This is a genomic window from Coprococcus sp. RTP21281st1_F1_RTP21281_210402, assembly GCF_040915325.1.
In the GTDB taxonomy this organism is placed as follows: Bacteria; Bacillota; Clostridia; order Lachnospirales; family Lachnospiraceae; genus Coprococcus; species Coprococcus aceti.
The window spans coordinates 193,937-218,055 of sequence record NZ_JBCPDQ010000005.1 but is presented as its reverse complement, the minus strand read 5'-3'; the positions used below and the strand labels follow the sequence as shown (position 1 = coordinate 218,055).

Annotated in this window: 21 protein-coding genes; 6 read left to right on the top strand and 15 right to left on the bottom strand. The window is 44.5% G+C overall.

Annotation, left to right across the window (positions count from 1 at the left end; translation table 11 throughout):
* The first annotated feature begins 1 nt into the window (after position 1).
* Complete coding sequence (locus AB5150_RS08895; RefSeq protein ID WP_055143972.1) at positions 2–937, top strand: thiamine pyrophosphate-dependent enzyme; 936 nt, start codon at positions 2–4, stop codon at positions 935–937.
* A gap of 385 nt (positions 938–1,322) precedes the next feature.
* Here the strand turns inward: AB5150_RS08895 and AB5150_RS08890 are convergent, their stop codons facing one another.
* Positions 1,323–1,514 (bottom strand): hypothetical protein, encoded by a 192-nt coding sequence (locus tag AB5150_RS08890; RefSeq protein ID WP_055143970.1) that lies wholly within the window; start codon positions 1,512–1,514, stop codon positions 1,323–1,325.
* Between the two features lie 120 nt (positions 1,515–1,634).
* Between AB5150_RS08890 and AB5150_RS08885 the strand changes: the two genes are divergently transcribed.
* Positions 1,635–2,546: a helix-turn-helix domain-containing protein gene (locus tag AB5150_RS08885; protein WP_349818456.1), complete on the top strand. Its 912-nt coding sequence runs from the start codon at positions 1,635–1,637 to the stop codon at positions 2,544–2,546.
* Between the two features lie 98 nt (positions 2,547–2,644).
* The gene (locus AB5150_RS08880; protein ID WP_349818455.1) at positions 2,645–3,697 is read left to right on the top strand and encodes an alpha/beta hydrolase-fold protein; all 1,053 of its coding nucleotides are present in this window, start codon (positions 2,645–2,647) and stop codon (positions 3,695–3,697) included.
* On the opposite strand, the gene AB5150_RS08875 is transcribed toward AB5150_RS08880, so the two are convergent.
* From AB5150_RS08875 to AB5150_RS08855, 5 genes are all read right to left on the bottom strand, one after another.
* Positions 3,698–5,548 (bottom strand): alpha-amylase family protein, encoded by a 1,851-nt coding sequence (locus AB5150_RS08875; protein ID WP_055143964.1) that lies wholly within the window; start codon positions 5,546–5,548, stop codon positions 3,698–3,700. It abuts the gene before it with no gap.
* Positions 5,549–5,662: 114 nt separating this feature from the next.
* Positions 5,663–6,628 carry a PfkB family carbohydrate kinase gene (locus tag AB5150_RS08870; protein ID WP_022217187.1) on the bottom strand — a complete coding sequence of 322 codons (966 nt, stop codon included), beginning with the start codon at positions 6,626–6,628 and terminating at the stop codon, positions 5,663–5,665.
* A gap of 389 nt (positions 6,629–7,017) precedes the next feature.
* The gene (locus tag AB5150_RS08865) at positions 7,018–7,218 is read right to left on the bottom strand and encodes a cold-shock protein (RefSeq protein ID WP_015533189.1); all 201 of its coding nucleotides are present in this window, start codon (positions 7,216–7,218) and stop codon (positions 7,018–7,020) included.
* Positions 7,219–7,368: 150 nt separating this feature from the next.
* Positions 7,369–9,921, bottom strand: a complete 2,553-nt coding sequence (gene glgB, locus AB5150_RS08860) for a 1,4-alpha-glucan branching protein GlgB (RefSeq protein ID WP_022217186.1) — start codon at positions 9,919–9,921, stop codon at positions 7,369–7,371.
* Between the two features lie 24 nt (positions 9,922–9,945).
* Complete coding sequence (locus AB5150_RS08855) at positions 9,946–10,626, bottom strand: hypothetical protein (protein ID WP_015533191.1); 681 nt, start codon at positions 10,624–10,626, stop codon at positions 9,946–9,948.
* Positions 10,627–10,923: 297 nt separating this feature from the next.
* On the opposite strand from AB5150_RS08855, the gene rpsT reads away from it, so the two are divergent.
* Entirely contained in the window at positions 10,924–11,187 is a 264-nt protein-coding gene (rpsT, locus tag AB5150_RS08850) for a 30S ribosomal protein S20 (protein WP_055143958.1), read from the top strand.
* Positions 11,188–11,340: 153 nt separating this feature from the next.
* On the opposite strand, the gene holA is transcribed toward rpsT, so the two are convergent.
* Positions 11,341–12,360 carry a DNA polymerase III subunit delta gene (gene holA, locus AB5150_RS08845; protein ID WP_015533192.1) on the bottom strand — a complete coding sequence of 340 codons (1,020 nt, stop codon included), beginning with the start codon at positions 12,358–12,360 and terminating at the stop codon, positions 11,341–11,343.
* Positions 12,361–12,623: 263 nt separating this feature from the next.
* Here holA and pdxS point away from each other — a divergent pair, with 263 nt between their 5' ends.
* Together pdxS and pdxT are read left to right on the top strand one after the other, a co-directional pair.
* Positions 12,624–13,502, top strand: a complete 879-nt coding sequence (gene pdxS, locus AB5150_RS08840) for a pyridoxal 5'-phosphate synthase lyase subunit PdxS (RefSeq protein WP_004848658.1) — start codon at positions 12,624–12,626, stop codon at positions 13,500–13,502.
* 1 nt (position 13,503) lies between these two features.
* Positions 13,504–14,067, top strand: a complete 564-nt coding sequence (gene pdxT / locus AB5150_RS08835) for a pyridoxal 5'-phosphate synthase glutaminase subunit PdxT (RefSeq protein WP_349818454.1) — start codon at positions 13,504–13,506, stop codon at positions 14,065–14,067.
* Between the two features lie 90 nt (positions 14,068–14,157).
* Here pdxT and AB5150_RS08830 read toward each other — a convergent pair whose 3' ends face one another.
* The 8 genes from AB5150_RS08830 to argJ all read right to left on the bottom strand — a co-directional run bounded on the left by AB5150_RS08830 (position 14,158) and on the right by argJ (position 24,097).
* Complete coding sequence (locus AB5150_RS08830; RefSeq protein WP_238050452.1) at positions 14,158–15,108, bottom strand: YitT family protein; 951 nt, start codon at positions 15,106–15,108, stop codon at positions 14,158–14,160.
* 81 nt (positions 15,109–15,189) lie between these two features.
* A complete protein-coding gene (locus AB5150_RS08825) occupies positions 15,190–17,559 on the bottom strand; it encodes a DNA internalization-related competence protein ComEC/Rec2 (RefSeq protein WP_368291707.1) in 2,370 nt (789 codons plus the stop codon).
* 108 nt (positions 17,560–17,667) lie between these two features.
* On the bottom strand, positions 17,668–18,603 hold the full coding sequence (locus AB5150_RS08820; RefSeq protein WP_117874671.1) for a GerMN domain-containing protein: 936 nt from the start codon (positions 18,601–18,603) through the stop codon (positions 17,668–17,670).
* A 9-nt stretch (positions 18,604–18,612) separates the two neighbouring features.
* Positions 18,613–20,088, bottom strand: coding sequence for an ATP-binding protein (locus AB5150_RS08815; RefSeq protein ID WP_022217180.1), 1,476 nt, complete (start codon positions 20,086–20,088; stop codon positions 18,613–18,615).
* Position 20,089: 1 nt separating this feature from the next.
* Entirely contained in the window at positions 20,090–20,776 is a 687-nt protein-coding gene (locus AB5150_RS08810) for a response regulator transcription factor (RefSeq protein WP_015533197.1), read from the bottom strand.
* A gap of 29 nt (positions 20,777–20,805) precedes the next feature.
* Positions 20,806–21,423, bottom strand: a complete 618-nt coding sequence (locus AB5150_RS08805; protein WP_368291706.1) for a helix-hairpin-helix domain-containing protein — start codon at positions 21,421–21,423, stop codon at positions 20,806–20,808.
* 328 nt (positions 21,424–21,751) lie between these two features.
* A complete protein-coding gene (gene argB, locus AB5150_RS08800; RefSeq protein WP_015533199.1) occupies positions 21,752–22,642 on the bottom strand; it encodes an acetylglutamate kinase in 891 nt (296 codons plus the stop codon).
* Between the two features lie 228 nt (positions 22,643–22,870).
* Entirely contained in the window at positions 22,871–24,097 is a 1,227-nt protein-coding gene (gene argJ, locus AB5150_RS08795; protein ID WP_055143951.1) for a bifunctional ornithine acetyltransferase/N-acetylglutamate synthase, read from the bottom strand.
* Positions 24,098–24,119: the final 22 nt, after the last annotated feature.

Genomic DNA, 24,119 nt, shown 5'->3' with positions numbered 1-24,119 from the left:
AATGGCATATAATTTTAAAGAAATAATGAACAAGCCTGAGCGTCTTGCTCCAGGTCATAGAATGTGTGCAGGCTGCGGTGGTACGATCACTGTCAGAACTGTACTCCGCGCCCTTCACGAAGGCGACAAGGCGGTCATCGGTAACGCCACAGGATGTCTTGAGGTTTCAACCTTCATGTATCCTTACACAGCTTACGAGGACAGCTACATACACAACGCATTTGAGAACGCAGGCGCAACCCTCTCCGGTGTTGAGACAGCGTACAACGTTCTGAAGAAAAAAGGCAAGATAGATGACACATACAAATTCATCACATTTGGCGGTGATGGCGGAACTTATGACATCGGACTTCAGTCACTGTCAGGTGCCATGGAGCGTGGACATGACATGGTATATGTGTGCTATGACAACGGAGCATACATGAACACCGGTATCCAGCGTTCATCAGCTACTCCTATGTATGCTGACACCACAACCACACCAGTAGGCTCACAGTCAAATGGTAAGATGCAGAACAGAAAGGATCTCGCACAGGTCATGGCTGCCCACGACATCCCATATGTTGGACAGTCTACTCTTCTCGGCAACATGCGTGATCTCTATGAGAAGGCTGAGAAGGCCATATACACACCTGGCGCAGCTTTCCTCAACGTCATGTCACCATGTCCTAGAGGATGGAGATACCCTACAGAGAAGATCATGGACATCTGCAAGCTGGCAGTCGAGACATGTTACTGGCCTCTGTTCGAGGTTATTGAGGGCAAATGGATCCTCTCCTACTCTCCTAAGAAGAAGCTTCCTATCGAGGACTTCCTGAGAACGCAGGGAAGGTTCAAGCACCTGTTCAAGCCTGAGAACGAGCACCTTCTCGTTCAGTATCAGCAGGAGGTTGACCGCCGTTGGGAGGATCTGCTGTATAGATGTTCTAAGAATTAAATTGTATGACGGACAAAAGAAAGCCCACCCGGGGTATATAATCGATCACGTTTGTCTTCCTTCGTTTCAGCTTGTTTCTATCTGCATGCGGCTACGCACGCGATAAGGGCGTTTGCGTGCTTCGCCTTAGCAAGAAGCGCTGAAACTCAGTCGACTGCACTACCAATCGCTATATATACCCCGGGTGGGCTTTCTTTCTGTTTCCGTATATATTCTAATTATTAGAACGTCAAATCATATTTTTAATTTAATTCTGAACTGCTGATTGATACATGTTACACCATATGTATTTAAATGTCAGTTAAATGGCACCTCGTAGAAATCATTGAGAGTATATTGCGCATCTTCGCCATCTTCATCTTCGGTTGTTGTTTTCCAGAACATTTTAACCTTGGAGAAAGCCCTTCTTTCCCTCAGAGTCAAGAAGAATATGATATTCCATGCTGCCATCCTCGAGCACATAGTTCTGAACCAGTTCATCATCTCTGAACACTAGCTGTCCATTTTCATCAAGAACATTCCTGGCATAAAAGCTGCTGAGATTGCTAACCTCTTTTCCATCCAAAGTGCAATACATCATCACCTCCTTGACCTGCATATTAACAAACCGATATGACTTTCATATGTCCATTATAACAATTTACTACAAATATGTGCTATAGTGATATACATACATTACATGGAGGTAGAAAACCATTTGAATTGGACCGAAGGACTTATTAACGCAATTGATTATATTGAGACTCACCTTATTGACGGTGAAGTATTGGACCAAAATACAATAGCCATGCAGGCTTACTCTTCTCCCGACAACTTCAGAAAAGTATTTCATCTAATCACGGGATATACTATAGGGGAATATATCAGAAACCGCCGGCTTTCCCTGGCTGGAGAAGAACTCATTTCATCCAACCGCACGGTGACTGATATTGCACTTGAATACGGATATGACACACCCGAAAGCTTCACGAAGGCTTTCACACGCTTTCATGGAAACTCTCCAACTTATGTTCGAAATAACAAGTCCGGTCTCCATAATTTCACCCGGATTGTATTAAGGGTCACAGCAGATGGGGGATCTATGCTCAACTACAGAATCGTTAAGATCAACAACATGTGTATTGCCGGTTATTCCAGGGTTTTCACAAGCCTCGATACCGCGAAAAATAATGTTCTGATTCCAAAATTTACAAGAGAATGCTGCAGTCACAGCTGGGATAAACTAATGGAAATTAAATCCACTGATGAAAAACCAAATAACTGCTTATTCGGTTACAGATCAAATGATTTTATAAATATTGATAAGTTCAATAATGAAATTTCATGCTTTAATTACACATTTGGACGAATGATCACAAAACAAGAAATTTCCGGATTAAATATATCCGATTATTCGATAACAAGCATTCCTGACGGCGAATGGATCTGTTTTGACTGTTCAGATACTACTCCTGCCGGGCAGCAGTCACTTTGGTATAAAATTTACACAGAATTTCTACCATTTTCTCATTATAACATAGCGCCTGACATAACCTTAGAGTGTAGCAATGTATCATTAAAAAAGGAACAAAATTACCTTCTCCTGCAAATCCGCCCCGACAAGGTTTAACCATTGCTGACAGGTCATAATGCAACTCCTGTGATATTGTTTTTATAGTATTTCTCACTTATGTGATAATTACTAAATACAATCAAAGGAGGCCTTTTATGAAAAAGGAATTAACAATTTTGACCACATTCAGCATAGCTATTATATTAGTTGTCACCGGGTGTCAGCACTCGTCAGCATCTAAGAATGACTCTACTGTCACCCAATCGGTCACCAGCTATTCTTCATCCGAAGATACGTCAATCGAAGAAGCAACAACAAGTGAAACCTCAGTCAAAGAAATCACAACTGAGGAGCTTACTAAAGAAGCGCCAACTCCAACAGGTTTACTTCCAGAGGAACGTGCCAGCATAACCATGGGAAAACTCTCTCCCGAGCACATGTATTATAACGAGGTGACAACTCTTGATCCCGCCTGTGCAGACTATATCAACGAATTATCCATTTATGATGCTGAGATAGATGACACTTTTGTTGTCCATATATCTCTTCCACCTGATTATAACAAAGCAAGCTCATATCCAATGGTTGTTATGACCGATGGAGTCTGGAGACTCAGTGATCACCCTGAACTCAGACCTCTTATGACATCTGGCCAGATACAGGACGTTATCCTTGTCAGCATAGGGTATCCAAACACTTACAATTATGATGTCATCAGAAAAAGAGATCTCCAGACTAACCCTGATTCATTCCTGCATTTTATTGTAGATAACCTGATTCCTTACCTGGAAGAAATATACTCTGTAAACCCTGAAAATATGACTCTCACAGGACATTCCCTGGGTGGATACTGGGCTTACTACGCTCTGTTCCATAATGACACTATAGGAAAAAATACATTTGCAAATTATTATATTGGCAGTCCTTCCATGTGGGCAAATACTGACGGCAAATTCATGTCTACGTACGAAGAAGAATATTACAACAGAACACAGACTCTAAATGCTAATGTCTATGTAACCGTAGGTGCAGATGAGGATAAAAACTTCATATCTTCTATCGAGGATTTCTACAATGATTTACAAGAGAGAAATTATTCTGGCTTAAACCTAACCTACGAAAAAATAGAAGGCTATGACCATAACACAGTCTTTAAGCCTTCTATCAAAAATACTCTTCTTATGTTCTATAAAAAAGATTCCGAATAACTATCTGTAGAACCACCAGCATCCATATCTAGGCATGACTGCTCCAAGCTCGCGGAGTGTCTTGCCTGATATGAGATCGGTATATATGTCAGCCTGATCATCAGGCATAGTCCAGATGAGCTGATCCATGTTACTGAAGTTGAAAAATGCCCTCAGCTCATGTCCTGCATATTCCCTCACTATTCCGAGGACGCTTGCACATCCTGTCTCTATGGTGTAGACATTTGCATTACATGAAAATACATCATGCGATGCTCTTATATCCTCCATGTGGCGCAGCGCGTCAAATATCTTCATGGCTACAGGATCTTTATTTTCAACCTTGTCCCATGGGAAGTTTCCTCTGTGCAGATATCTGCTGTCCGCACATTTGTCCGGATCATTCTTATAAGTATAATCATTTGTCTGTCCTATCTCATCACCGCTGTACAGAACCGGGATTCCGCTCTGTGCCAGCAGGTATCCATGAAGCATGAGATCACAGGCAATGGCCTGTTCGATCTTGTCTGCATTTGCCTCGTACTGGCCGGCCTCAAGGCCTGACAGGGATGCTGTTGTTCCACACAGACGGGCATCTCCGAGTCTAGGATCATCGTTATAGAGCTCACCTCTGGAATCACTGTTGTATCCCTTTCCTGTGAAATAGTCATTCAGGAACTTCTTGTGTGCCACCTCATCTATGCCGAACTGTGCCAGCCAGTCATAGTCAAGTCCCCAGCCAATATCATCGTGGCATCTGAGGTAATTCAGGAACACATAATCCTTTGGAAGTGCACACACCTGATCCATCTGGCGCTTTAAGAGTCCCACATTCTTCGTGGCTATCGTATTCCACGTGGATGCCATGGTTGTCACGTTGTAGAGCATATGGCACTCTGGCTTGTCAACTGTTCCAAAGTATGGAACTACCTTGGAAGGCTCCATAACGACCTCTCCGAGAAGAAGGACTCCCGGACATACTATCTCACTGATTATCCTCATCATACGGACAAGAGTGTGAACCTGTGGAAGGTTACGGCAGTTTGTGCCTATCTGCTTCCATATATACGGAACAGCGTCGAGTCTGATGACATCTATACCTCGGTTTGCCATATAGAGCATGTTGCCGACCATGTCGTTGAACACCATAGGATTTGCATAGTTCAGATCCCACTGGTATGGGTAAAATGTAGTCATGACCACCTGATTGCAGTCATTTATCCATGTGAAGTTACCAGGCGCCGTAGTTGGGAATACCTCAGGCACAGTCTCCTCATATATGTTAGGAACGAACCAATCATCATAGAAGAAATATCTGGATCTTGCAACAGGATCTCCATTTCTCGCTGCCCTTGCCCACTCATGATCCTCACTTGTATGGTTCATTACGAAATCCAGACAGCAGCTTATACCCTGTCTGTGACACTCTGCAGTGAGGTCCTCCAGATCCTCCATGGTTCCAAGCTCAGGCTTTACCTTTCTGAAATCCGCAACAGCATATCCGCCGTCATCTCTGCCCTTAGGGCTTTCCAGCAGCGGCATAAAATGAAGATAATTCACACCACATGACTTCACATATGGAAGCTTTTCTTTTACACCCTTCAGCGTTCCCGCGAATGCATTTGTGTACATCATCATACCTAACAGATCATTCTGCTTATACCAGTCCGGATTCTTGACACGGCTTCTGTCCAGCTTCTTGAGATCAGCATTTCTCTCCTGATAATAACCATACAGAGAATCGCACAGCCAGTCAAATGCCTCCATATTGTTGTTATAGAGCTCGCAGTAGAGCCACTTGAGCTCGTCATATCTCTCATCAAATCTCTTTGTATATTCTGCAGTCTTTTTCACTGTCTTTGAACCTGCCATTTATCTTCTCCTTTTCTGACTATAGTCAATTAACTTATCATTCTCATTTTATTTACATAATCTGTATCATTACCGTACACAACCTGTTTTAATCTGTTGCCGTATTTTTATCTATTACTGTCTCTCGGCAATGAGCTTCTCAACCTCGGATCTCTCCGGCATAACCTTGAGTGCTCCCTTGCGTGTTGTGATGATCGATGCAGCAGCATTTGCGAATACAAGCATCTCTGTAAGCTTATCAGTGTCAAGATCTTCAAGTCCATTATCAAGTACATAATTCAGCACGCATGCACAGAAAGTGTCCCCGGCGCCTGTGGTCTCTATAGTATTCTCCTGGATAAACGGCTTTGCCTCAGCGACTACATCCCCGTAGTATGCACGGCTTCCATCTCTTCCCATGGAGAGAAGTATCAAAGGTATATTGTATGTGTCCTGAAGTATCTTTATACCCTCGTCAAAATCCTCTCTTCCTGTGAACCACTGTATCTCATTATCTGATATCTTGAGCACATCACACTGTCTCATACCCCAGTCAATCTGATCATGGGCCTCGTCCAGTGTCTTCCACAGAGGCTCCCTGAGGTTCGGGTCAAATGTGACGATGCATCCAGCCTCCTTTGCAGCAGCCACAGCCTTCTGTGTTGCAGCACGTGACACTTCATATGTCAGTGAGAGTGATCCGAAATGGAACAGCCTGGCATCCTTTATGATACTCTCATCCACCTCATCTGCGCTTAACATAATATCCGCTCCCGGATTCCTGTAAAATGAAAAGTCTCTGTCTCCGTCCTCGTATGTATGCACAAATGCAAGTGTTGTGTGTACATCCCTGTCAAACTTCAGATTGTCAGTGTTGATCCCGGCATCAGCCACAACACCGGCAAGCATTTTTCCAAGGAAATCATCCCCTACTTTTCCAACAAATGCAGTCTTCTTGCCAAGCTTCTGCAGCATAGCGAGAACATTACATGGTGCTCCGCCTGGATTGGCCTCCATCATCATATTGCCCTGGCCGCTGAGCCCGTTCTGTGTAAAGTCTATGAGCAGTTCTCCAAGTGCCACAACATCAAATCTCTTCATGGTACATATCCCCCTTATAATCTAAAATAAATACGTGCCTGTTTATTTAACTGTTTATCAGCAACAACAAATGTATGAAACATGTTTCACCATATATGTGTATTCTACATTTTATCATCGCCAGCCGTCAAGATGATTTTTAAAGATGTGTTGTTTTTATTATAGCAGACATACAATTTTAGCATATGGCGACATCTATAATATTCTTGTATTTATGTAACACGAGGCCTTGTAGATATTCATCTCAGTTCTACGCAATAGCATGCTCCAATTCGTTGCTCATAAAAAACATCCCCTGATCATCTGTAATCATAACCCGGGGATGTTCTCCTAATTCAACATGTATTCGCTTTAAATATATGGCTGTTTTGACATATACCGCATTGTATTTACAGTTTTGTCACATTTGCCGCCTGTGGACCCTTTTCACCGTCCACAACCTCATACTCTACTGTATCTCCCTCTTCAAGAACCTTGAAGCCCTCCATATTCAGTGCTGAGAAATGTACAAATACATCTGCTCCATCCTCATCACATATAAAGCCGTAGCCTTTCTTTGCATTAAACCATTTTACTTTTCCTGTCTTCATACTGCTTCCTCCTTAAAAACTACCTGGATTCTTATGATCTGGCTGGTCGTCACCCGCCTGATGTACAAAAAAGGGGCACAGAACGATATCGTTCTGTGCCCCTTTGCACTTACACTGACATTATATGACCTGTTGTCTCATATTGCAAGTTTATTTTTTGCGTGCTTTTATATCTTTCTTGATGTCATCAGCAACAGCCACCACTGACTTTTCTATATCTGCTATATCATCCTTTACCTCTTCTGAGATCTCAGATGCCTCCTTTTTCAACTCAGCAGTCTTCTTCTCGGCTTCCTTTTTCAGCTCATCTGCCTTCTTCTCCGCCTCTTTCTTCAGCTCAGCCGCTTTCTTCTCGGCATCCTTCTTTATCTCCTCAGCCTTCTTCTGTGCCGCTGCAGCCTTTCTCTTTGCTGCGTCCACACGCTTCTTTGCAGCAGCCTTGGCCTCAGCTTCCTTCTTCTCAAGCTCAGGTGTCATATCCGTGTAATCGTACTCAAACACAACTGTTGAGAGTGGCGGAACCGTGATGTCTATACTGTAAGGAGTTCTGGCATTCTTCTTGTCCACTGCCTTGACCGGCTTGCCGTTGAGTCTGCCCTTTCCGCCAAACTGTACATCATCTGAGTTGAGTATCTCCTTGTATGTCGTGTAGCACGGAACCGGTATACTGTAATTATCTCTCTCAACCGGAGTGAAGTTACATACGAAAAGCAGCTGCTTCTTCGGAGTTGAGCCTCGTCTTACAAATGAAAGTATGCTCATGTCTGGGTGATCGCAATCTGTCCACTCAAATCCCATTGGATCTGTGTCATTCGCATACATCGCATCATTGGTATTGTAAAGCTTATTGAGCGCTTTGACATACCTCTCCATGCCCTGATTGAGCGGATTGTCTAAGACGAACCAGTCAAGGCTTCTCGCCTCACTCCACTCTCTAGGCTGTGCAAATTCCTGCCCCATAAAGAGCAGCTTCTTGCCCGGATGTCCATACATGAATCCGTACGCAGTTCTGAGATTTGCGAATTTGTCCTCCTCGCTGCCAGGCATCTTTTCTATCATTGAACGCTTGAGATGAACTACCTCGTCATGGGATATGACGAGAACATAGTTCTCAGCATACGCATACGAAAGACTGAAAGTCAGCATGTTCTGGTTGTTCTGTCTGAAATATGGATCCATCTGCATATACTCAAGGAAGTCATTCATCCATCCCATATTCCACTTGAACAGGAAACCAAGTCCGTCCATGGATGCCGGAGCAGTTACACCTGCCCACGCTGTTGACTCCTCTGCTATTAGATATGCCCCCGGATTTCTCTCCTCCATGATGCTGTTTATATTCTGCATAAGTGCTATTGCCTCAAGGTTCTCGTTTCCACCATGTTCATTTGGCAGCCACTGTCCATCCTGCTTGCCATAGTCGAGATACAACATGGATGCCACAGCATCCACGCGGAGTCCGTCTATATGGAACTTCTCGACCCAGAACAGAGCATTTGCCGTGAGGAAGTTTGCCACCTCATTGCGGCCATAGTCAAATATATATGTGCCCCAGTCAGGATGCTCTCCTCTTCTTGGATCCGGATGCTCATAGAGAGGCATCCCATCAAAACGTCCAAGTCCGTGCGCATCCCTAGGAAAGTGTGCTGGCACCCAGTCTAGGATAACACTGATTCCCTTGCTGTGCATATAATCAACGAAATACATAAAATCTACTGCATCACCATATCTGCTGGTCGGTGCATAATAATTGGTAACCTGGTAGCCCCATGAGCCGTCAAATGGATACTCTGATATACCCATGAGCTCTACGTGCGTATATCCCATCTCATTGAGATAGTCTGCCACCATAGGAGCGAGCTCCCTGTATGTGTAGAAGCCTGCATCATCATCCTCAACCTTCTTGTGCCATGAGCCGAGATGCATCTCGTATATGGACATAGGCATGCGCATTCTGTCAGTACGGCTGATCTTGCTTCTATCCTTCATCCATGATGTATCCTTCCACTTATAGCTGCTTATGTCTGCAACCACTGAGGCATTTTCCGGTCTCATCTGACACTGGTTGCCATATGGATCAGCTTTGTACAGTATCTCACCATATCTGGTCATGATCTGATACTTGTACACAGCGCCCGGCTCCACGCCCGGCAGGAACAGTTCGTATATTCCCTCATTCGCCGTGATCTGCATAGGATTTACATTACCATCCCAGAGATTGAAATCACCGACTACACTGACACGTCTTGCATGAGGAGCCCACACTGCAAAGTAGGTTCCACGTACACCGTCTATAGTCATAGGGTGTGCGCCAAGCTTCTCATATATATTGTAATGTCTGCCCTCCGCAAAAAGGTATGTGTCAAAATCCGTGATAAGCGATTCAAATGAATATGGATCTGCACTGTTTATAATGGTGCCATCCTCATATGTGGTGACAACATTGTACTTGTTGCCATCGTACTCCTTCTTATCAAAATAAATGGCGAACAGTCCTTCATTTGTCATCTGTTCCATGGTGTGTATCTTCTTACCTGTGCGCGATGTAACCTCTACCCTGATCGCCCCCGGCTTGTACACAACGATTATCTGACCTTCACCATAATCATGGATTCCCAGCAAATGCTTTGGCGCATTGATCTTGCTGGCAATGAGCTCATCATAGAGCACCCAGTTTATCCACTCCTCGATTCTTTTTCTCATAACTACCTCCCATTATGTAACCTTCTATCTGAATTTGTGTGGACGTGATTTCTTATAGCTTATAACCCTGACTATGATAGTAACCACAAGTCCAACAAATATCGTTCCAACATACACCCAAAGAACCTTCGTTCCCGTACCGGCCGGTATTATATCCGGCAGGACATCGTGTCCCGGAAAAAGCTCCGCATAGCTTTCTCCAAACACCATTCTTCTTATGCCATACATGATTCCGCTACCAGATACCGCCATGGCTATGAAGCTGATTATTCCTATTATAACGCCTGCAGCGCCGCCCCATACAACACACTCATACAGTCTCCTTCTCCTTATGACTACAAAGCATGCCACCAGAAGCACAATGGATATGAACACACCATTGCTTGCCTTGGATTTGATGTCTGCAAGCTGTTCAAGCCTCATCACATTCTCAGTGGACAGATATACGTTGCCAAGCCTGTACTCCTGCTCGCTGTCCCCATCCAGAGCATCCAGCACGATACTGTATTCCACCCACGCATCAAATTCTGATAATTCCTCAGTCTGTCCGTTATTCATGACTGAACTTATCGTGCCGCTATTACTCGGCTTGTAGCTCTTCTCCGCAACCCTGCAAACGCTGAACGAACACATTATCGCCGTGGAGATGATCAGCAAGACCAGCGAAAGTGCCATTATCACCTGAAAAAATCTATATTTAAACATCTGTATATTTCTCTGCTTTTCCTGTATTATAATATGTATGGATCATTAAGACCCACTGCATATATGATACCATTTACCCCTTTTTATGTAAAGGAAAGTAACATGTTGTTTTACTTCATTTTTCTTAGGAAACAACATGAAAATAATCTGCGAAAATGCGCATTTTTTTGTTTTTTAGTCTTGACAACGAATTGCGTTTCATCTATTATATGTGAGTATGTTTACATTGAATTGTCCGTGTCCGGTTTTAATGTAAAACCTTATTATATTTAATTAGATTTTATGGAGGTAAGAATTTTGGCTAATATCAAATCTGCAAAGAAGAGAATCAATGTTATCGAGAAGAAGACACTTAGAAACAAGATGATCAGGTCTAAGGTTAAGACAGTTATCAAGAAGGTTGAGGCTGCTATCGCTGCTGGTGATAAGGCTGCTGCTCAGCAGGCACTTGTTGTTGCTACATCAGAGATCAACAAGGCTGCTTCAAAGGGCATCTACCACAAGAACAACGCTGCTCGTAAGGTATCACGTCTTGCAGTTGCAGTTAACAAGATGGCTTAAGCATCTGGCTGATAACTACATAACTTTGACACAAGGATTTGGATATATTAAACGGCTGCATATATTTAAACCAATCATAGTTATATAAAAAATAACCACTGTTTTCACAGTGGTTATTTTTTTGCCTCAATATCTAATATCATCACCAGTCTCCTACTGCATCTCACACAGCTCCACGATCATGACCTCCATCGCCGCGTTATCCATAACCTGTCCGGTCTTGAGCTTGTAGTCCATGTCCTGACAGTTCTCCACTATGTCTTTAAGCTGTGCCATGCTGTAGCCCCTGCACTGAGCCTTGTAATTCTTCACCGCCCACACCGGGCATCCTGCGATCTTCGCCAGGCTGGCGTCCTGCGCGCCATCTGATAATGCCATCTTTACCAGAAGAAGCTTGTTGAACTGTCTCATGATACATGCGTTTATCATGATCGCCGATTCCTTATTCTCAAGAAGATCGTGATACATACTGCAAGCCTTCTCCTTCTGCTTTGCAATGATGAAGTCTATCATCTGATACACCTTGCTCTCCGCATCCTGACTGCACAGAAGATCCACATCATGCTCGCTGACCTGCTTCGTGTCTCCGGCGTAGCTTATCATCTTGTCAACCTCATTCTTGATACAGTTCATATCCATGTTAGCAGCTTCGATTATCTTGTATATCGCCGTGTCTGTGGTGGCAACACCATCGGCACGGAACAGTGACTTCACCCACGTGACCATCATCTTCTCATCAGGGGTCGCAAAATCCAGAGCCTCTCCATTCTTGTCCACAGCCTTGAACAGCTTATACCTGGTGTCCACATCCATCTCTACAAATATGGCAACTGATGTATCCTCTATCTCCACCAGCTTCTTTGCAAAATCCTCGTTGCTGCTCTTGAACAGACCACTGTTCTCCACAAGGACAACTCTTCTGTCCGCAAAAAATGGCATCTCGTTGCAGAATGCAAGAAGCTCAGATGTATCGATCCCATTTCCGGCAAATTTCATAAAATTCAGATTATCGTCCTTATCAGTCAGAGCCGACAGCAGCTTATCCCTGTACTGGTTCACGAGATACCTCTCCTCCCCATACAGAAGATATATCTTGGCAAACTCCCCCGTCTTTATATGTTGGTTTATGACCGCCATCGCGTTCTTTTTTTCTTTTTTCTTTGTTGCAGCCATTACGTTTCTCCTTCATCAAGCTTATGTCTCACAATATGATTTTCAAAATACAGTACCAGTTTCTACCATAATTATATCTTATGTGGCAAATCTGACCTGTTTTTCTATGTATTTTGATAATATCAGAGGTTATCTGACCTGTTTTTATAATCACATATTGATTATTTCTATAATGTCACTTTGGTTTTATAATCACCTACAGATTGTGAGTTTATGTACACTCACTCCAATAAACACAAATCTAATTATAACGGAGGTTCAACATGGAGACAACAGAAAGATATAAGTTAAATAAGGAACTTGCCCAGATGCTTAAGGGCGGAGTTATCATGGACGTTACAACACCTGAGCAGGCTAAGATCGCTGAGGCTGCCGGCGCTTGTGCAGTTATGGCACTTGAGAGAATCCCAGCAGATATCAGAGCTGCAGGTGGTGTATCACGTATGAGTGACCCACAGATGATCAAGGGAATCCAGAACGCTGTATCAATCCCTGTTATGGCTAAGTGCCGTATCGGACATTTCGCAGAGGCTCAGATCCTTCAGGCCATCGAGATCGATTACATCGACGAGAGCGAGGTTCTCTCACCAGCAGATGACGTATACCATATCGACAAGAGACAGTTCAAGGTTCCTTTTGTATGTGGTGCCAAGGATCTCGGCGAGGCCCTCAGAAGAATCAACGAGGGTGCTTCAATGATCAGAACTAAGGGCGAGCCTGGTACAGGTGATATCGTTCAGGCCGTAAGACATATGAGAAAGATGAACAGCCAGATCGCTGAGATCGTCAGCATGAGAACAGATGAGCTGTATGAGGCAGCTAAGAAGCTTGAGGTTCCTTACGATCTCGTTCAGTACGTACATGAGAATCACCGTCTCCCAGTTGTAAACTTCGCAGCCGGCGGTGTTGCTACTCCTGCCGACGCAGCTCTCATGATGCAGCTCGGTGCTGAGGGTGTATTCGTAGGTTCAGGTATCTTCAAGTCAGGAGACCCTGCTAAGCGTGCTGCTGCCATCGTTCAGGCAACAACAAACTACAATGACGCTGATCTCGTTGCAAAGCTTTCAGAGGGACTTGGTGAAGCTATGGTTGGTATCAACGAGCAGGAGATCGCAATCCTCATGGCAGAAAGGGGTAAGTAATATGCAGGTTGGTGTATTGGCAGTACAGGGAGCTTTCGCAGAGCATGAGCATGTACTTTCCGAGCTCGGCGTATCATGCTTAGAACTTAGAAATGCCGGAGATCTGAACAAGCCTTATGACGCCCTGATCCTTCCTGGCGGTGAAAGCACAGTCCAAGGAAAGCTTCTCAGAGACAGCGACATGTTCGACACTATAAAGTCTCAGATCGAGGGTGGCATGCCGGTTCTTGCCACATGTGCAGGACTTATTCTTCTGGCACAGCACATCGAAGGTGATGACACTGTACACCTTGGCACTCTCCCTGTCACAGTAAAGAGAAATGCCTACGGAAGACAGCTTGGAAGCTTCCACACAGAGGCCGAGCTTAAAGGTATCGGTGAGGTTCCTATGACTTTCATCCGTGCACCTTATGTGGCTGAGGCTTCACCTGAGGTTGATGTCCTTGCAACAGTTGATGACAAGATCGTGGCGGTTAAGTACGGCAACCAGTTTGCCCTCTCCTTCCACCCTGAGCTTGACAGCGACTACAGGATCCACAAGGCATTTGTAGACAGTATCCAGTAATATATTGACTACAGTCTAAAACATATATCAATAAAGAAAAGCCTGTGACATATACAGCAGTTATCTGCCGGTATATGTCACAGGCTTTTTCTAATCTATTTTTCCAGTATGCTCCAGGCCATCAAAGTCCGTCATACTCTCATGCTCAGGAAGCTTTGTGAGCGGTTCTTCCTTCTCCTCTATCTTCTCAAGGATCTCCTTGTACTCATTGTCCTTGATGTGGTTTCCTATGATCTCCGCCACATCCGTAACTGTGACAAATGCGGAGGTATCTATGGAATTGATGATGTTCTTCAGCTCACCGATCTCAAATCTCGTGATAACACAGTAGAGCACTGTCTTGTTACCGCTTATCATTCCCTTGCCCTGCATGATGGTAACTGTTCTTCCAAGCTTCTTGTATATCTTGTCTGCCACCTCTCTGGCATCATCAGTTATGATCATGGCTGCCTTCGCCTGCTCAAGACCGGTCTCAACCATATCAAGCACCTTTGATGTTATAAAGTATGTAAGAAGACTGTACATCGCCCTGTCCAGACCAAAGAGCATTCCCGCAATAGAATATATGATCAGATTCATGCCCAGAACAACTCTTCCAACCGGCCAGTCTTTTTTCTTGTTCAGCATGATGGCCACGGTCTCCGTTCCATCCAAGCACCCGCCGAACTTGATGATGATACCAACTCCAAGTCCAAGTATCACACCGCCGAAGCACACCGCAAGTATGGTCTCTGAGGTTGCATTTTCAAGGGGTTTGAATATCTCCACAAATACTGAGAATACAGCCATGGAATAACCGGACTTCACCATGAACATCTTACCAAGCTGTCTTGAACCTATTATAAGAAACGGAACATTAAGAACGATCGTCAGAATACTCAGGGACACTTCTGTGAGATTATTGATCATGATACCTATACCGATGACTCCTCCGTCAAGTATGGTGTTCGGCACGAGAAATTCTTCGATAGCAAATGCAGCTATAACTGCGCCAAGTGTCAGCATTACAAATTCCAGCAGTAATTTTAGTTTTTTTGTCATACTCATCTTCCTTTCCACATCATAGTCGTTTCTTCCTTCCCCTGTTCTCCTTTCAGAATTCTTATTCTCATAACTCCCTGATCATCTGTATCCGGTTACCGAAATTCCACCATCCGTTATCTCTACACATATAGCTCCATAGTCTATGGTACTCATTACATCAGCTCCACAGGCATCCAAACGCTCCAGTGTCTCCCCGTGCGGATGACCATATCGGTTATTCTCCCCCGCCGATATGATCGCAAGATCCGGGTCGACTGCTCTCAGGAACTCCCCACTCGTAGAATATCTGCTGCCGTGATGTCCGACCTTCAACACATCAGCACTCAGATCACCGCCCTCCGAGATAAGCTCCCGTTCTCCATCTTCTCCCAGGTCTCCCGTAAATAAAACACTGTACCCTCGATACTCCAGACGGATAACCGCAGAAAGATCATTTGCATCTTTTATATCAGTTTTTTCGGACGGATGCAAGAAATTTAACCACACCTTAGCTGCATCCTTGCCACAGGACATTTGAGAACCGCCGTCCATATATATGATATTTACGCCTCTTTTCTCTGCCAGCTCAAGCAGTTCACCCATATTTTCAATATCACCATACATCGGAACCACAAGATTATCTATTCTGATACCGGAGTTCGTATCGCTTAGAAGATATTGGATACCGGACACATGATCCTTATCTCCGTGTGTCACAAATGCATAATCTACATGAGCTGCACCATAAAACTTTAGAACAGGCACCATCACGTACTCACCAACCTTATTGCTACTCGACGAGCCCCCATCTATCAATATATTTACTCCCATGCCAGACCTTATAAGTATGCCGTCTCCCTGACCAACATCCATAAATACAACTCTGAACTCCCGGTCAAATGAAGCTACTTCGTAACACACGCAGCACAAGGTCATGATCACAGCAGCGCACAGACAGACCATCCGCCTCCTCACCCTGGCGCAGTCTGCACTCTTTGCTCTTACAAGCAGGATCAGCACTCCAACCATAGCCATATAAAATACTACGATCATCATAACCGACACATGGCCTGTATTTATACTGTAAAATGGAAGCTTCATCGCCCATTCGCAAAGCTGCCTGTATATTGCAAGTATCAGCTTCACAGGAAACGCTCCTATGCCCACCGCCATCTCATTGCCCTGTAGTATCCCGGGAAAAATAAGCATAGCCGCAATCACGACGATACTCACAAATATTATCACAGAAACCAATGGCACTATGAGCAGATTCAGAAAGATCGAATACAGCGGAAACTGGTAATAATAGAATATAACAAGCGGTCCGGTGGCAAGTGTTATCGCCAGATTCATTACAAGTGTACTGACTACCTTATTCTTAGTTGGAATAAGCTTTTTCATAAGTGCTCCAGGCACCGCCATCCCCAGCACTGCGGCAAAAGACAACTGAAATCCGGCATCAAGGATGATACCCGGATCAATCAGCGCCTGTATGACTGACGCGGTTCCCGCGGATGTAAGCATATCAGGGCTTCGCCCCTTTACCTGACCGATCACAGATATCACCATCATTATCATGGCTCTTACAGTTGAACTCGCCATCCCAGTCATAACTCCGTAAAGTACGATCACAGATATAGCCATTATACCAGATGCCATATATGACCCTGTAAGCCTTCGCAGCACGCCGAATAATGTCATTCCTATTATTGCTATGTGCACACCGGATATCGCCAGAATATGAGCTATTCCATTCATCTGAAACAGCTTCTTCGTATCCCTGTCAATGCCGCTCTTATCCCCCAGTAGCATTGCCTTTATCACCGAGCCATCCGTCTCTCCAAACACACTGTCTGTGATCTCCCCGGACTTTATACGCAGCCTGAACAGACTGTCTCCTATACGGCTGTAGTCCTCTCCACACTCCAGAATGGAGATATCCTTTCCTACTATATATATTCCCTTGTGCGAATAATATTCCCGCGCATCGAATTCGCCCGGATTATCTGCAGAGTCCGGCCTTGACAGACTGCAGCTTAAGGTCAGCTTCATTCCGGTCTTCAGGCTTCCCACGTCTTCCATGTACAGCAATACCTTTGATCTTCCCCGGTATTCCACAGTTTCTTCTGAGTCGCCTCCGCCAAATGTTATCCATTCCGCATACACATATACCCGCCATTCATCGCCGGACTGCCTGATCTCGTACACCTTTCCTTCTATACCGCCCGGCTGCTGCCCATCGAGCTCTTCTGCGAGTCTCTCCTGCTTTGACATAGCACAACCATTCATATAACCGGTCAACAAGATCATTCCAAATATCATCATACTCAGAACGCATCTGACGATCCTGTTCTTTCTGTCTTTATCACCATGAGCTTTGCCACTATAAAAAAACATGGCTGTACCGGCTTTGTCCATGTAAACCGACAATACCGGTGCAGCCAATATGATCAGACCAATTATAAGCACTGAACTGTCAGCAGCCTCTTTATACGCCTCTCCAAGCGCAAAGCATACTGCTATCCAGAATAATGGTCTCTTTATATTCGTATCCTCCTGTTTTGTTCAAACTTCTGTTTATATCTCAAGCTTTGAATAATCAGCAGTAAATTTCCTGCTGAGATCGATGTTGTTCAATCTGTTATTTGTATTATCCACATTTATCTGTACACTCTTGACATCTTCAAGCTCCATGAGGGAATCCACAACAGAATACACAAGTATCTCATCGTCCACACCTGCTGTTCCATCCGCAAAGCTCTCATTAAATGTTATCGTACACACATCGTCAGCATCATCCACAGTGACACTCTTAACCACAGTTTTCTCATTGAGCGGTACAACTGTTCCATCGTAACTCATTCTCAGTCCTGCAACCATCTGTTCCTCCAGTGATTCAGGCGCTGATCTGTCCAGATCTATGGTCTTCTGAACCAGCTTCTGTCCTGTGCTGTCCGGCATATATATGTTGTACTCTTCATGTGGATTCATGAAGTTGTCCATATCTGAAAATGAATCATTTGTGAGCTCCTCACGCACGATACTGTTCTCATTTGCAATGTCAGTGTATTCATACACAACCTTCTTCACCGATTCGATCTGTGTCAGAGTTCTCACAAATGCCGCCTTGCTTAGCACCATCTCATATGTGTCAGTGGCCTCCCAGTCAACGTTGAACATAAGATTGATCGTCGCCTGACCGTCATATGTATATCTCTGGTACGTAACGCCCTGGGGAACCGGAACCTGTTTATCCGTCATTTCCCCACTGTCCATCAATGCGTTCATCACAGTGTCGATAAGATTCTCCGTCGTGACGAGCTGGTCTCGGGTGAAAACCTCCGGGAACAGATCAGTCCACGTTGAGTTTGCGTAGTACAGAGTCAGATTTTCATCTGAATTGTCTGCTGAATTTTTCTTTCTGCCATTCTTGCTGTCGCTTCCACACGCCACAAGAATCACCACTGCAGCCATGACCACGGCAGTGAGCATAATTCTTTTTTTCGTCGTCATATTAATCCCTTACTCGTGAGCCTGTAATGGAACCTTTACCGTAAATGTAGTTCCTTTTCCCGGTTCACTATACACATTTATAGTTCCTTTGTGCATGATAATTATATTCTTCGTGATGGCTAGTCCCAGACCGGTTCCACCAGTGTCTCGACTTCTCGCCTTGTCTACTCTGTAGAATCTCTCAAAAATATGATTTATGCAATCCTCCGGTATTCCTACACCGGAGTCTGCTACCTTGATATAGAAGTTCCTGTGGTCTGAATTGAGCGAAACCTTTATCCAACCGCCATCAACGTTATACTTTATTCCATTCTCTATCAGATTCGAGATCGCAAGAGTAAACTTCACCTTGTCTATCTCTGCCTTTATGTCTCCAAAGCTCTCAAATGAAAGCTGTATACTTCTCTTCTCCGCCAGAGGCTTAAGTCTCTTGAGTATGAGATCCATAAATTCATTCATATCCACAGGCTCTTTATTCAGGCTGTCAGGGCCTTTGTCAGTCTTAACGAGTGTAAGCAGATCACTTATGATCTCTGCCTCCCTGTCTATCTCCTGAACTATATCCTCCATGAATTCTCTGTACATCTCCGCCGGCACATCACTCTGGGTGAGCAGCGACTCTGACAGAACCTTCATGGATGTTATCGGTGTCTTTAACTCATGTGAGACATTTGACACGAATTCCTGACGGGACTCCTCAAGAAGCTGTGCCTTGTTGAATATATCGTTTATATCCTTTGTCAGCTCCTGTGTCTCCCTGAACATACCGTCCACGCTCATCGGTTCAAGGCTGCCGCCTTTCATTCCCTCTATCTCGTTTCTGACATGGTTCACATCCCTGACTGATAACTTAGCCGCAAAATAAGCAGCTATCAATCCAAGTATCAACGATATCGCAAACAGATAAGTTGCATTTCTCTTCATATATATTGACAGGTTCTCGAGAGCATCGGTCTCAAGAGATATCAGTGCCACCGCATCTGTATAGCCCTCACTGTTGATCACTGGAACTATGCGCCTGTACACATTTTCCTCTGTCTCTGATATATACTTCTGCTGCCCCTTCATTACGCTGAACACGTTCTCATCCACCAGATATCTTCCGGTGTCTTTTCCATAGGAGTCCACCACGACCTTGTAATCAGTATCCACTATAACTATACGGGCAGAGAGAGAATAAGCCATGGTCTTTATCTCGTCCACGGCTCTCCCTATATCATCCTCCGCCTTGTGTTCATTCACTATATGGGCAATGTATTCTGCACACTCCTGTGCGTGTCTGTCAAGATTTCTCTCACTCTTCGAATTCACAGTGCCCGCCAGTATCCACAGTGCTGCATAGGCGATCACTGCCACACTGACTGCCACTATAAGCGATATGATCGTTCTCTGCCCCACTCTGATACTGACTCTGGATCTCTCCTGGGCGGTATTCTTCTCTTCAATTTTTTCTGTTTCAACTGTTGCACGTTTCTTTTTTTTCATATCAGCCCTTGAAGAAATATCCTACTCCCCATTTTGTATGAATGTATACCGGCTCACCCGGATTAGCTTCTATCTTCTCACGAAGTCTTCTAACATGCACATCAACTGTTCTCGCATCTCCCGGGTAGGAATCTCCCCAGATCGTATTCAGGAGTTCATTTCTTGAATATACCTTGTTTGGATGCGCCATGAGCAGCTCAAGAAGGTCAAACTCTTTGGCTGTCAAATTAAGCTCCTTACCACCGACAAATACACGTCTGCTGTCAAGCTCAACCTTCATTCCGTTGATCTCCATTACATTTGACGGTTTTGCAGGTGCCTGCTTGCGGTTGCTTCTTCTAAGTATAGCCTTGATCCTGGCCTTCACCTCAAGAATATTAAATGGCTTTGTTATATAGTCATCTGCACCATACTCGAGTCCCATGATCTTATCCATGTCCTCACCCTTTGCAGTGAGCATGATAATAGGAACATTGGAAAACTCTCTGACCATCTGGCAAACCTCTATTCCTGTGTATACAGGTATCATTATATCCAGCAGAACTATATCGTAATCATTTGCCTTTATCTTCTCTATAGCTTCACCGCCATCGTAGGCTGTATCCACTTCCATATCGTCCTGTTCCAGGCTGAACTTCAGCCCCTTAACGATCAACTTCTCATCATCCACAACAAGAACTTTCTTCATCTTAACATCCTTTCTACCCCGAGACTCATTTACTCTGTCGATATATATGTCTCCAGTTTCTCATATATACTGTCTCCTATGCCGCTGACATTCTTAAGGTCATCTTTGCAGGCAAATGCTCCATTCTTCCGTCTGTACTCAACAATCTGCGAGGCCTTCGTCTCGCCTATTCCCGGTAACGTCATAAGTTCCGCAGCATCTGCACTGTTGATGTTGACCAGTCTCTGTTCCGACGCATCTGTCCCGGCTTCGCTCTCATCCGGAAGCTGTTCACCTCCGACAGGAAAGTACAGCTTCTGACCATCCTCAAGCACATCTGCAAGATTCACCGCAACGGTATCTGCGTCATCGGAGAATCCTCCCGCCGCCTCAAGGCCATCATTCGCCCTGGATCCGGCTTCGAGCTCATATACGCCCTCATTCTTCACTGCTCCGCATACAAAAACTGTTATGTATTCTGGAGTTTCTGAATGTATCGTTAGACTCTCGTCTGCTCCGGCTTCTTCCGCGCCTTGCTGCGAAACTTTCTCCGTAACATTCTCTTCTGAATTACCGGATATAGTTACCTGTTCTTCTCCACAGCCGGAACACAATAATGTCATTGTCAGCACGCATAAATATGCTAAATTTTTAATTATTTTCTTCATCGTGCGACACCTCCTGTGTCAGCACAGAATTACACAGGTTTATTGTATCTAAACACCTCTGAATTTACAACAATATATTTCTATTTTATTTCATTTTTGTTACTTTTTTCACAAAAGAGCCCTTTTATCCCTTATTCATTGATACTTTTTACAATACATAAAAATGTAACATTTTTATAAACTCCCCGATTCAGATCAGACATAAAAAAACAGCATACATGACCGGTAATCTTCCATCCTTACAGATGGCTGTCCACCATGGTCATATATACTGTTTTATAATTTACTATTTTATTATTTGAAGCTTTGTTATATTCTGCCATGCATCCTAGAATAAAGGCTCCTTGAGGATAGCAGTTCCGATACCCTTCTGGGTGAAGAATTCAAGAAGCAGGCAGTGCTGGAGACGGCCATCAAGTATATGCACTCTTGAAACTCCATTTTCCATGGCTGCGATACAGTTGTTAAGCTTTGGAAGCATACCACCGCCGACAACGCCCTTCTCTATGATGTCCTTTGCCTCGTGTATATCCATCTCTGAGATAAGTGTTGACTTGTCTGTTGGATCAATAAATACTCCCTCGATATCTGTGAGGAATACAAGCTTCTCAGCCTCAAGAGCTGTTGCTACTGCACAAGCAGCATCGTCCGCATTGATGTTGTAATCCTCGTAGTTCTCATCCACTCCTATAGGTGCGATAACCGGGATGAAATCATCCTCGATAAGTGATGTAAGAATGGATGTGTCAACATTTGTTATCTCTCCCACATAACCTATATCCTTGCCACCAGGGAACTTCTTCTTGACTGTGAACATACCGCCGTCCTTGCCGCTGATTCCGACTGCCTTAAGTCCGATCTTCTGCATGAGACTTACAAGACTCTTGTTGACCTTGCCGAGAACCATCTCTGCGATCTCCATCGTCTCTGCATCTGTAACACGGAGACCGTTGATAAATTCTGCCTCCTTGCCGACCTTCTCTACCCATTTGCTGATCTCCTTGCCGCCACCGTGTACGATGACCGGCTTCATGCCGACAAGCTTCAGCATGGCAACGTCCTTGATAACGTTGTACTTGAGATTCTCGTCAAGCATAGCGCTTCCGCCGTACTTTACAACCACTGTCTTGCCCTGGAATTTCTTGATATATGGCATAGCCTCTATCAGTGTCTGTGCCTTCTCAATTACCTGATCTACTGTGTAATCACCTATAACCATTTTTCTGTCCTTCTTTCTTCTATATTTATATATCTTCGGTTTATCTACCTTAGGTTTATCTGTCTTTTGCCTTCAACTTTATCTTCCAGCCTGATCAATGTCAACGATTAACGCATCGTCTCAATTTAGTCTTATTTGATTTATTGACTACAATCTATTTTTAAATTTACGCAATATGTTTTATCTTATAACCTGCTTCCATTTTTATATGGCTTATCTCACTGGATTTTACTTTCTATAATCCGCATTTATCTTGATATAGTCATATGTGAGATCGCAGCCCCACGCTGTGGCCATCTCATCCCCCATATTCATATGCGCCTTGAGCTTTATCTGCTTCTCTGAGAGTATGTGGCTTGCTTCCTTCTCATCGTAATCAGTTGTCACTCCATGCTTTACGATCTCAAGATGTCCTGCCACACTGGCTATCTCTATATCCACCCTGTACGGATCAAACTTCACGCCGCTCTGTCCCATGGCGCACACTATTCTGCCCCAGTTGGCATCAGCTCCGTACATGGCACACTTTACAAGATTGGAGGCCACTATCGCCTTTGCCAGATGTCTTGCAGTATCCTTATCCGGCATGCCCGACACATCCACCTGAAACATCTTGGTAGCACCCTCGCCGTCCGAGGCTATCGCCCTGACAAATGCGCGGTTGATATATCTTATTGCCTCGACAAATGCAGGAAAGTCGTCATCGGTCTCCAGCAGCTCCTCGTTGCCCGCCATGCCATTTGCAAATATCATGACAGTGTCGTTGGTGGACATATCTCCGTCCACTGACACCATATTGTATGTATCGACCACGTCAGCCTTAAGCACCTTGCCCAGCAACTCTGAACTGATATTCAGGTCTGTCGTGATAAAGCTGAGTACGGTTCCCAGGTTAGGATTGATCATTCCTGATCCCTTACACATACCTCCGATGGTGACCTGCTGCCCCTTGATCTCTAAAGTTACGGCTATCTCCTTCTTATAGATATCAGTCGTCTTGATCGCCTCCGCGGCATCCACTCCGGCATCTATAGAATATGAAAGCTCCGGCACCAGCATATCTATACCGCTCTGTATGACATCCATCGGAAGTCTCATTCCTATGACTCCTGTAGAAGCCACCGCAACCGTACTTGGATCTATGCCAAGGCTCTTACCTACATGGGCCGCCATGGCCTCAGCATCGTGGATTCCCTGTTCGCCAGTACAGGTATTTGCCACACCGCTGTTTACCACCAACGCCTGACACATTCCCACATTCTGGCAAAGCCGCCTGTCGTATATGACCGGTGCTGCCTGAACCATGTTCTGTGTAAATGCTCCCGCTACATTAGCCGGAACATCACTCACCAGAAGTGCCATGTCTTTTTTCAGTTTATTTCTTCTTATTCCAACATGTAGTCCCGCTGCCCTAAAGCCCGCAGGGGCTGTCACGCCTCCCGGAATTATCTTCATCCTACCACCTTATTTCCAAGTG

Coding starts and splice junctions, on each gene's coding strand:
- AB5150_RS08895 (WP_055143972.1), top strand. CDS start 2: ATGGCATATAATTTTAAAGAAATAATGAACAAGCCTGAGCGTCTTGCT.
- AB5150_RS08890 (WP_055143970.1), bottom strand. CDS start 1,514: ATGTATTGCACTTTGGATGGAAAAGAGGTTAGCAATCTCAGCAGCTTT.
- AB5150_RS08880 (WP_349818455.1), top strand. CDS start 2,645: ATGAAAAAGGAATTAACAATTTTGACCACATTCAGCATAGCTATTATA.
- AB5150_RS08875 (WP_055143964.1), bottom strand. CDS start 5,548: ATGGCAGGTTCAAAGACAGTGAAAAAGACTGCAGAATATACAAAGAGA.
- AB5150_RS08870 (WP_022217187.1), bottom strand. CDS start 6,628: ATGAAGAGATTTGATGTTGTGGCACTTGGAGAACTGCTCATAGACTTT.
- AB5150_RS08865 (WP_015533189.1), bottom strand. CDS start 7,218: ATGAAGACAGGAAAAGTAAAATGGTTTAATGCAAAGAAAGGCTACGGC.
- glgB (WP_022217186.1), bottom strand. CDS start 9,921: ATGAGAAAAAGAATCGAGGAGTGGATAAACTGGGTGCTCTATGATGAG.
- AB5150_RS08855 (WP_015533191.1), bottom strand. CDS start 10,626: ATGTTTAAATATAGATTTTTTCAGGTGATAATGGCACTTTCGCTGGTC.
- holA (WP_015533192.1), bottom strand. CDS start 12,360: ATGGCTGCAACAAAGAAAAAAGAAAAAAAGAACGCGATGGCGGTCATA.
- pdxS (WP_004848658.1), top strand. CDS start 12,624: ATGGAGACAACAGAAAGATATAAGTTAAATAAGGAACTTGCCCAGATG.
- pdxT (WP_349818454.1), top strand. CDS start 13,504: ATGCAGGTTGGTGTATTGGCAGTACAGGGAGCTTTCGCAGAGCATGAG.
- AB5150_RS08830 (WP_238050452.1), bottom strand. CDS start 15,108: ATGACAAAAAAACTAAAATTACTGCTGGAATTTGTAATGCTGACACTT.
- AB5150_RS08820 (WP_117874671.1), bottom strand. CDS start 18,603: ATGACGACGAAAAAAAGAATTATGCTCACTGCCGTGGTCATGGCTGCA.
- AB5150_RS08815 (WP_022217180.1), bottom strand. CDS start 20,088: ATGAAAAAAAAGAAACGTGCAACAGTTGAAACAGAAAAAATTGAAGAG.
- AB5150_RS08810 (WP_015533197.1), bottom strand. CDS start 20,776: ATGAAGAAAGTTCTTGTTGTGGATGATGAGAAGTTGATCGTTAAGGGG.
- AB5150_RS08805 (WP_368291706.1), bottom strand. CDS start 21,423: ATGAAGAAAATAATTAAAAATTTAGCATATTTATGCGTGCTGACAATG.
- argB (WP_015533199.1), bottom strand. CDS start 22,642: ATGGTTATAGGTGATTACACAGTAGATCAGGTAATTGAGAAGGCACAG.
- argJ (WP_055143951.1), bottom strand. CDS start 24,097: ATGAAGATAATTCCGGGAGGCGTGACAGCCCCTGCGGGCTTTAGGGCA.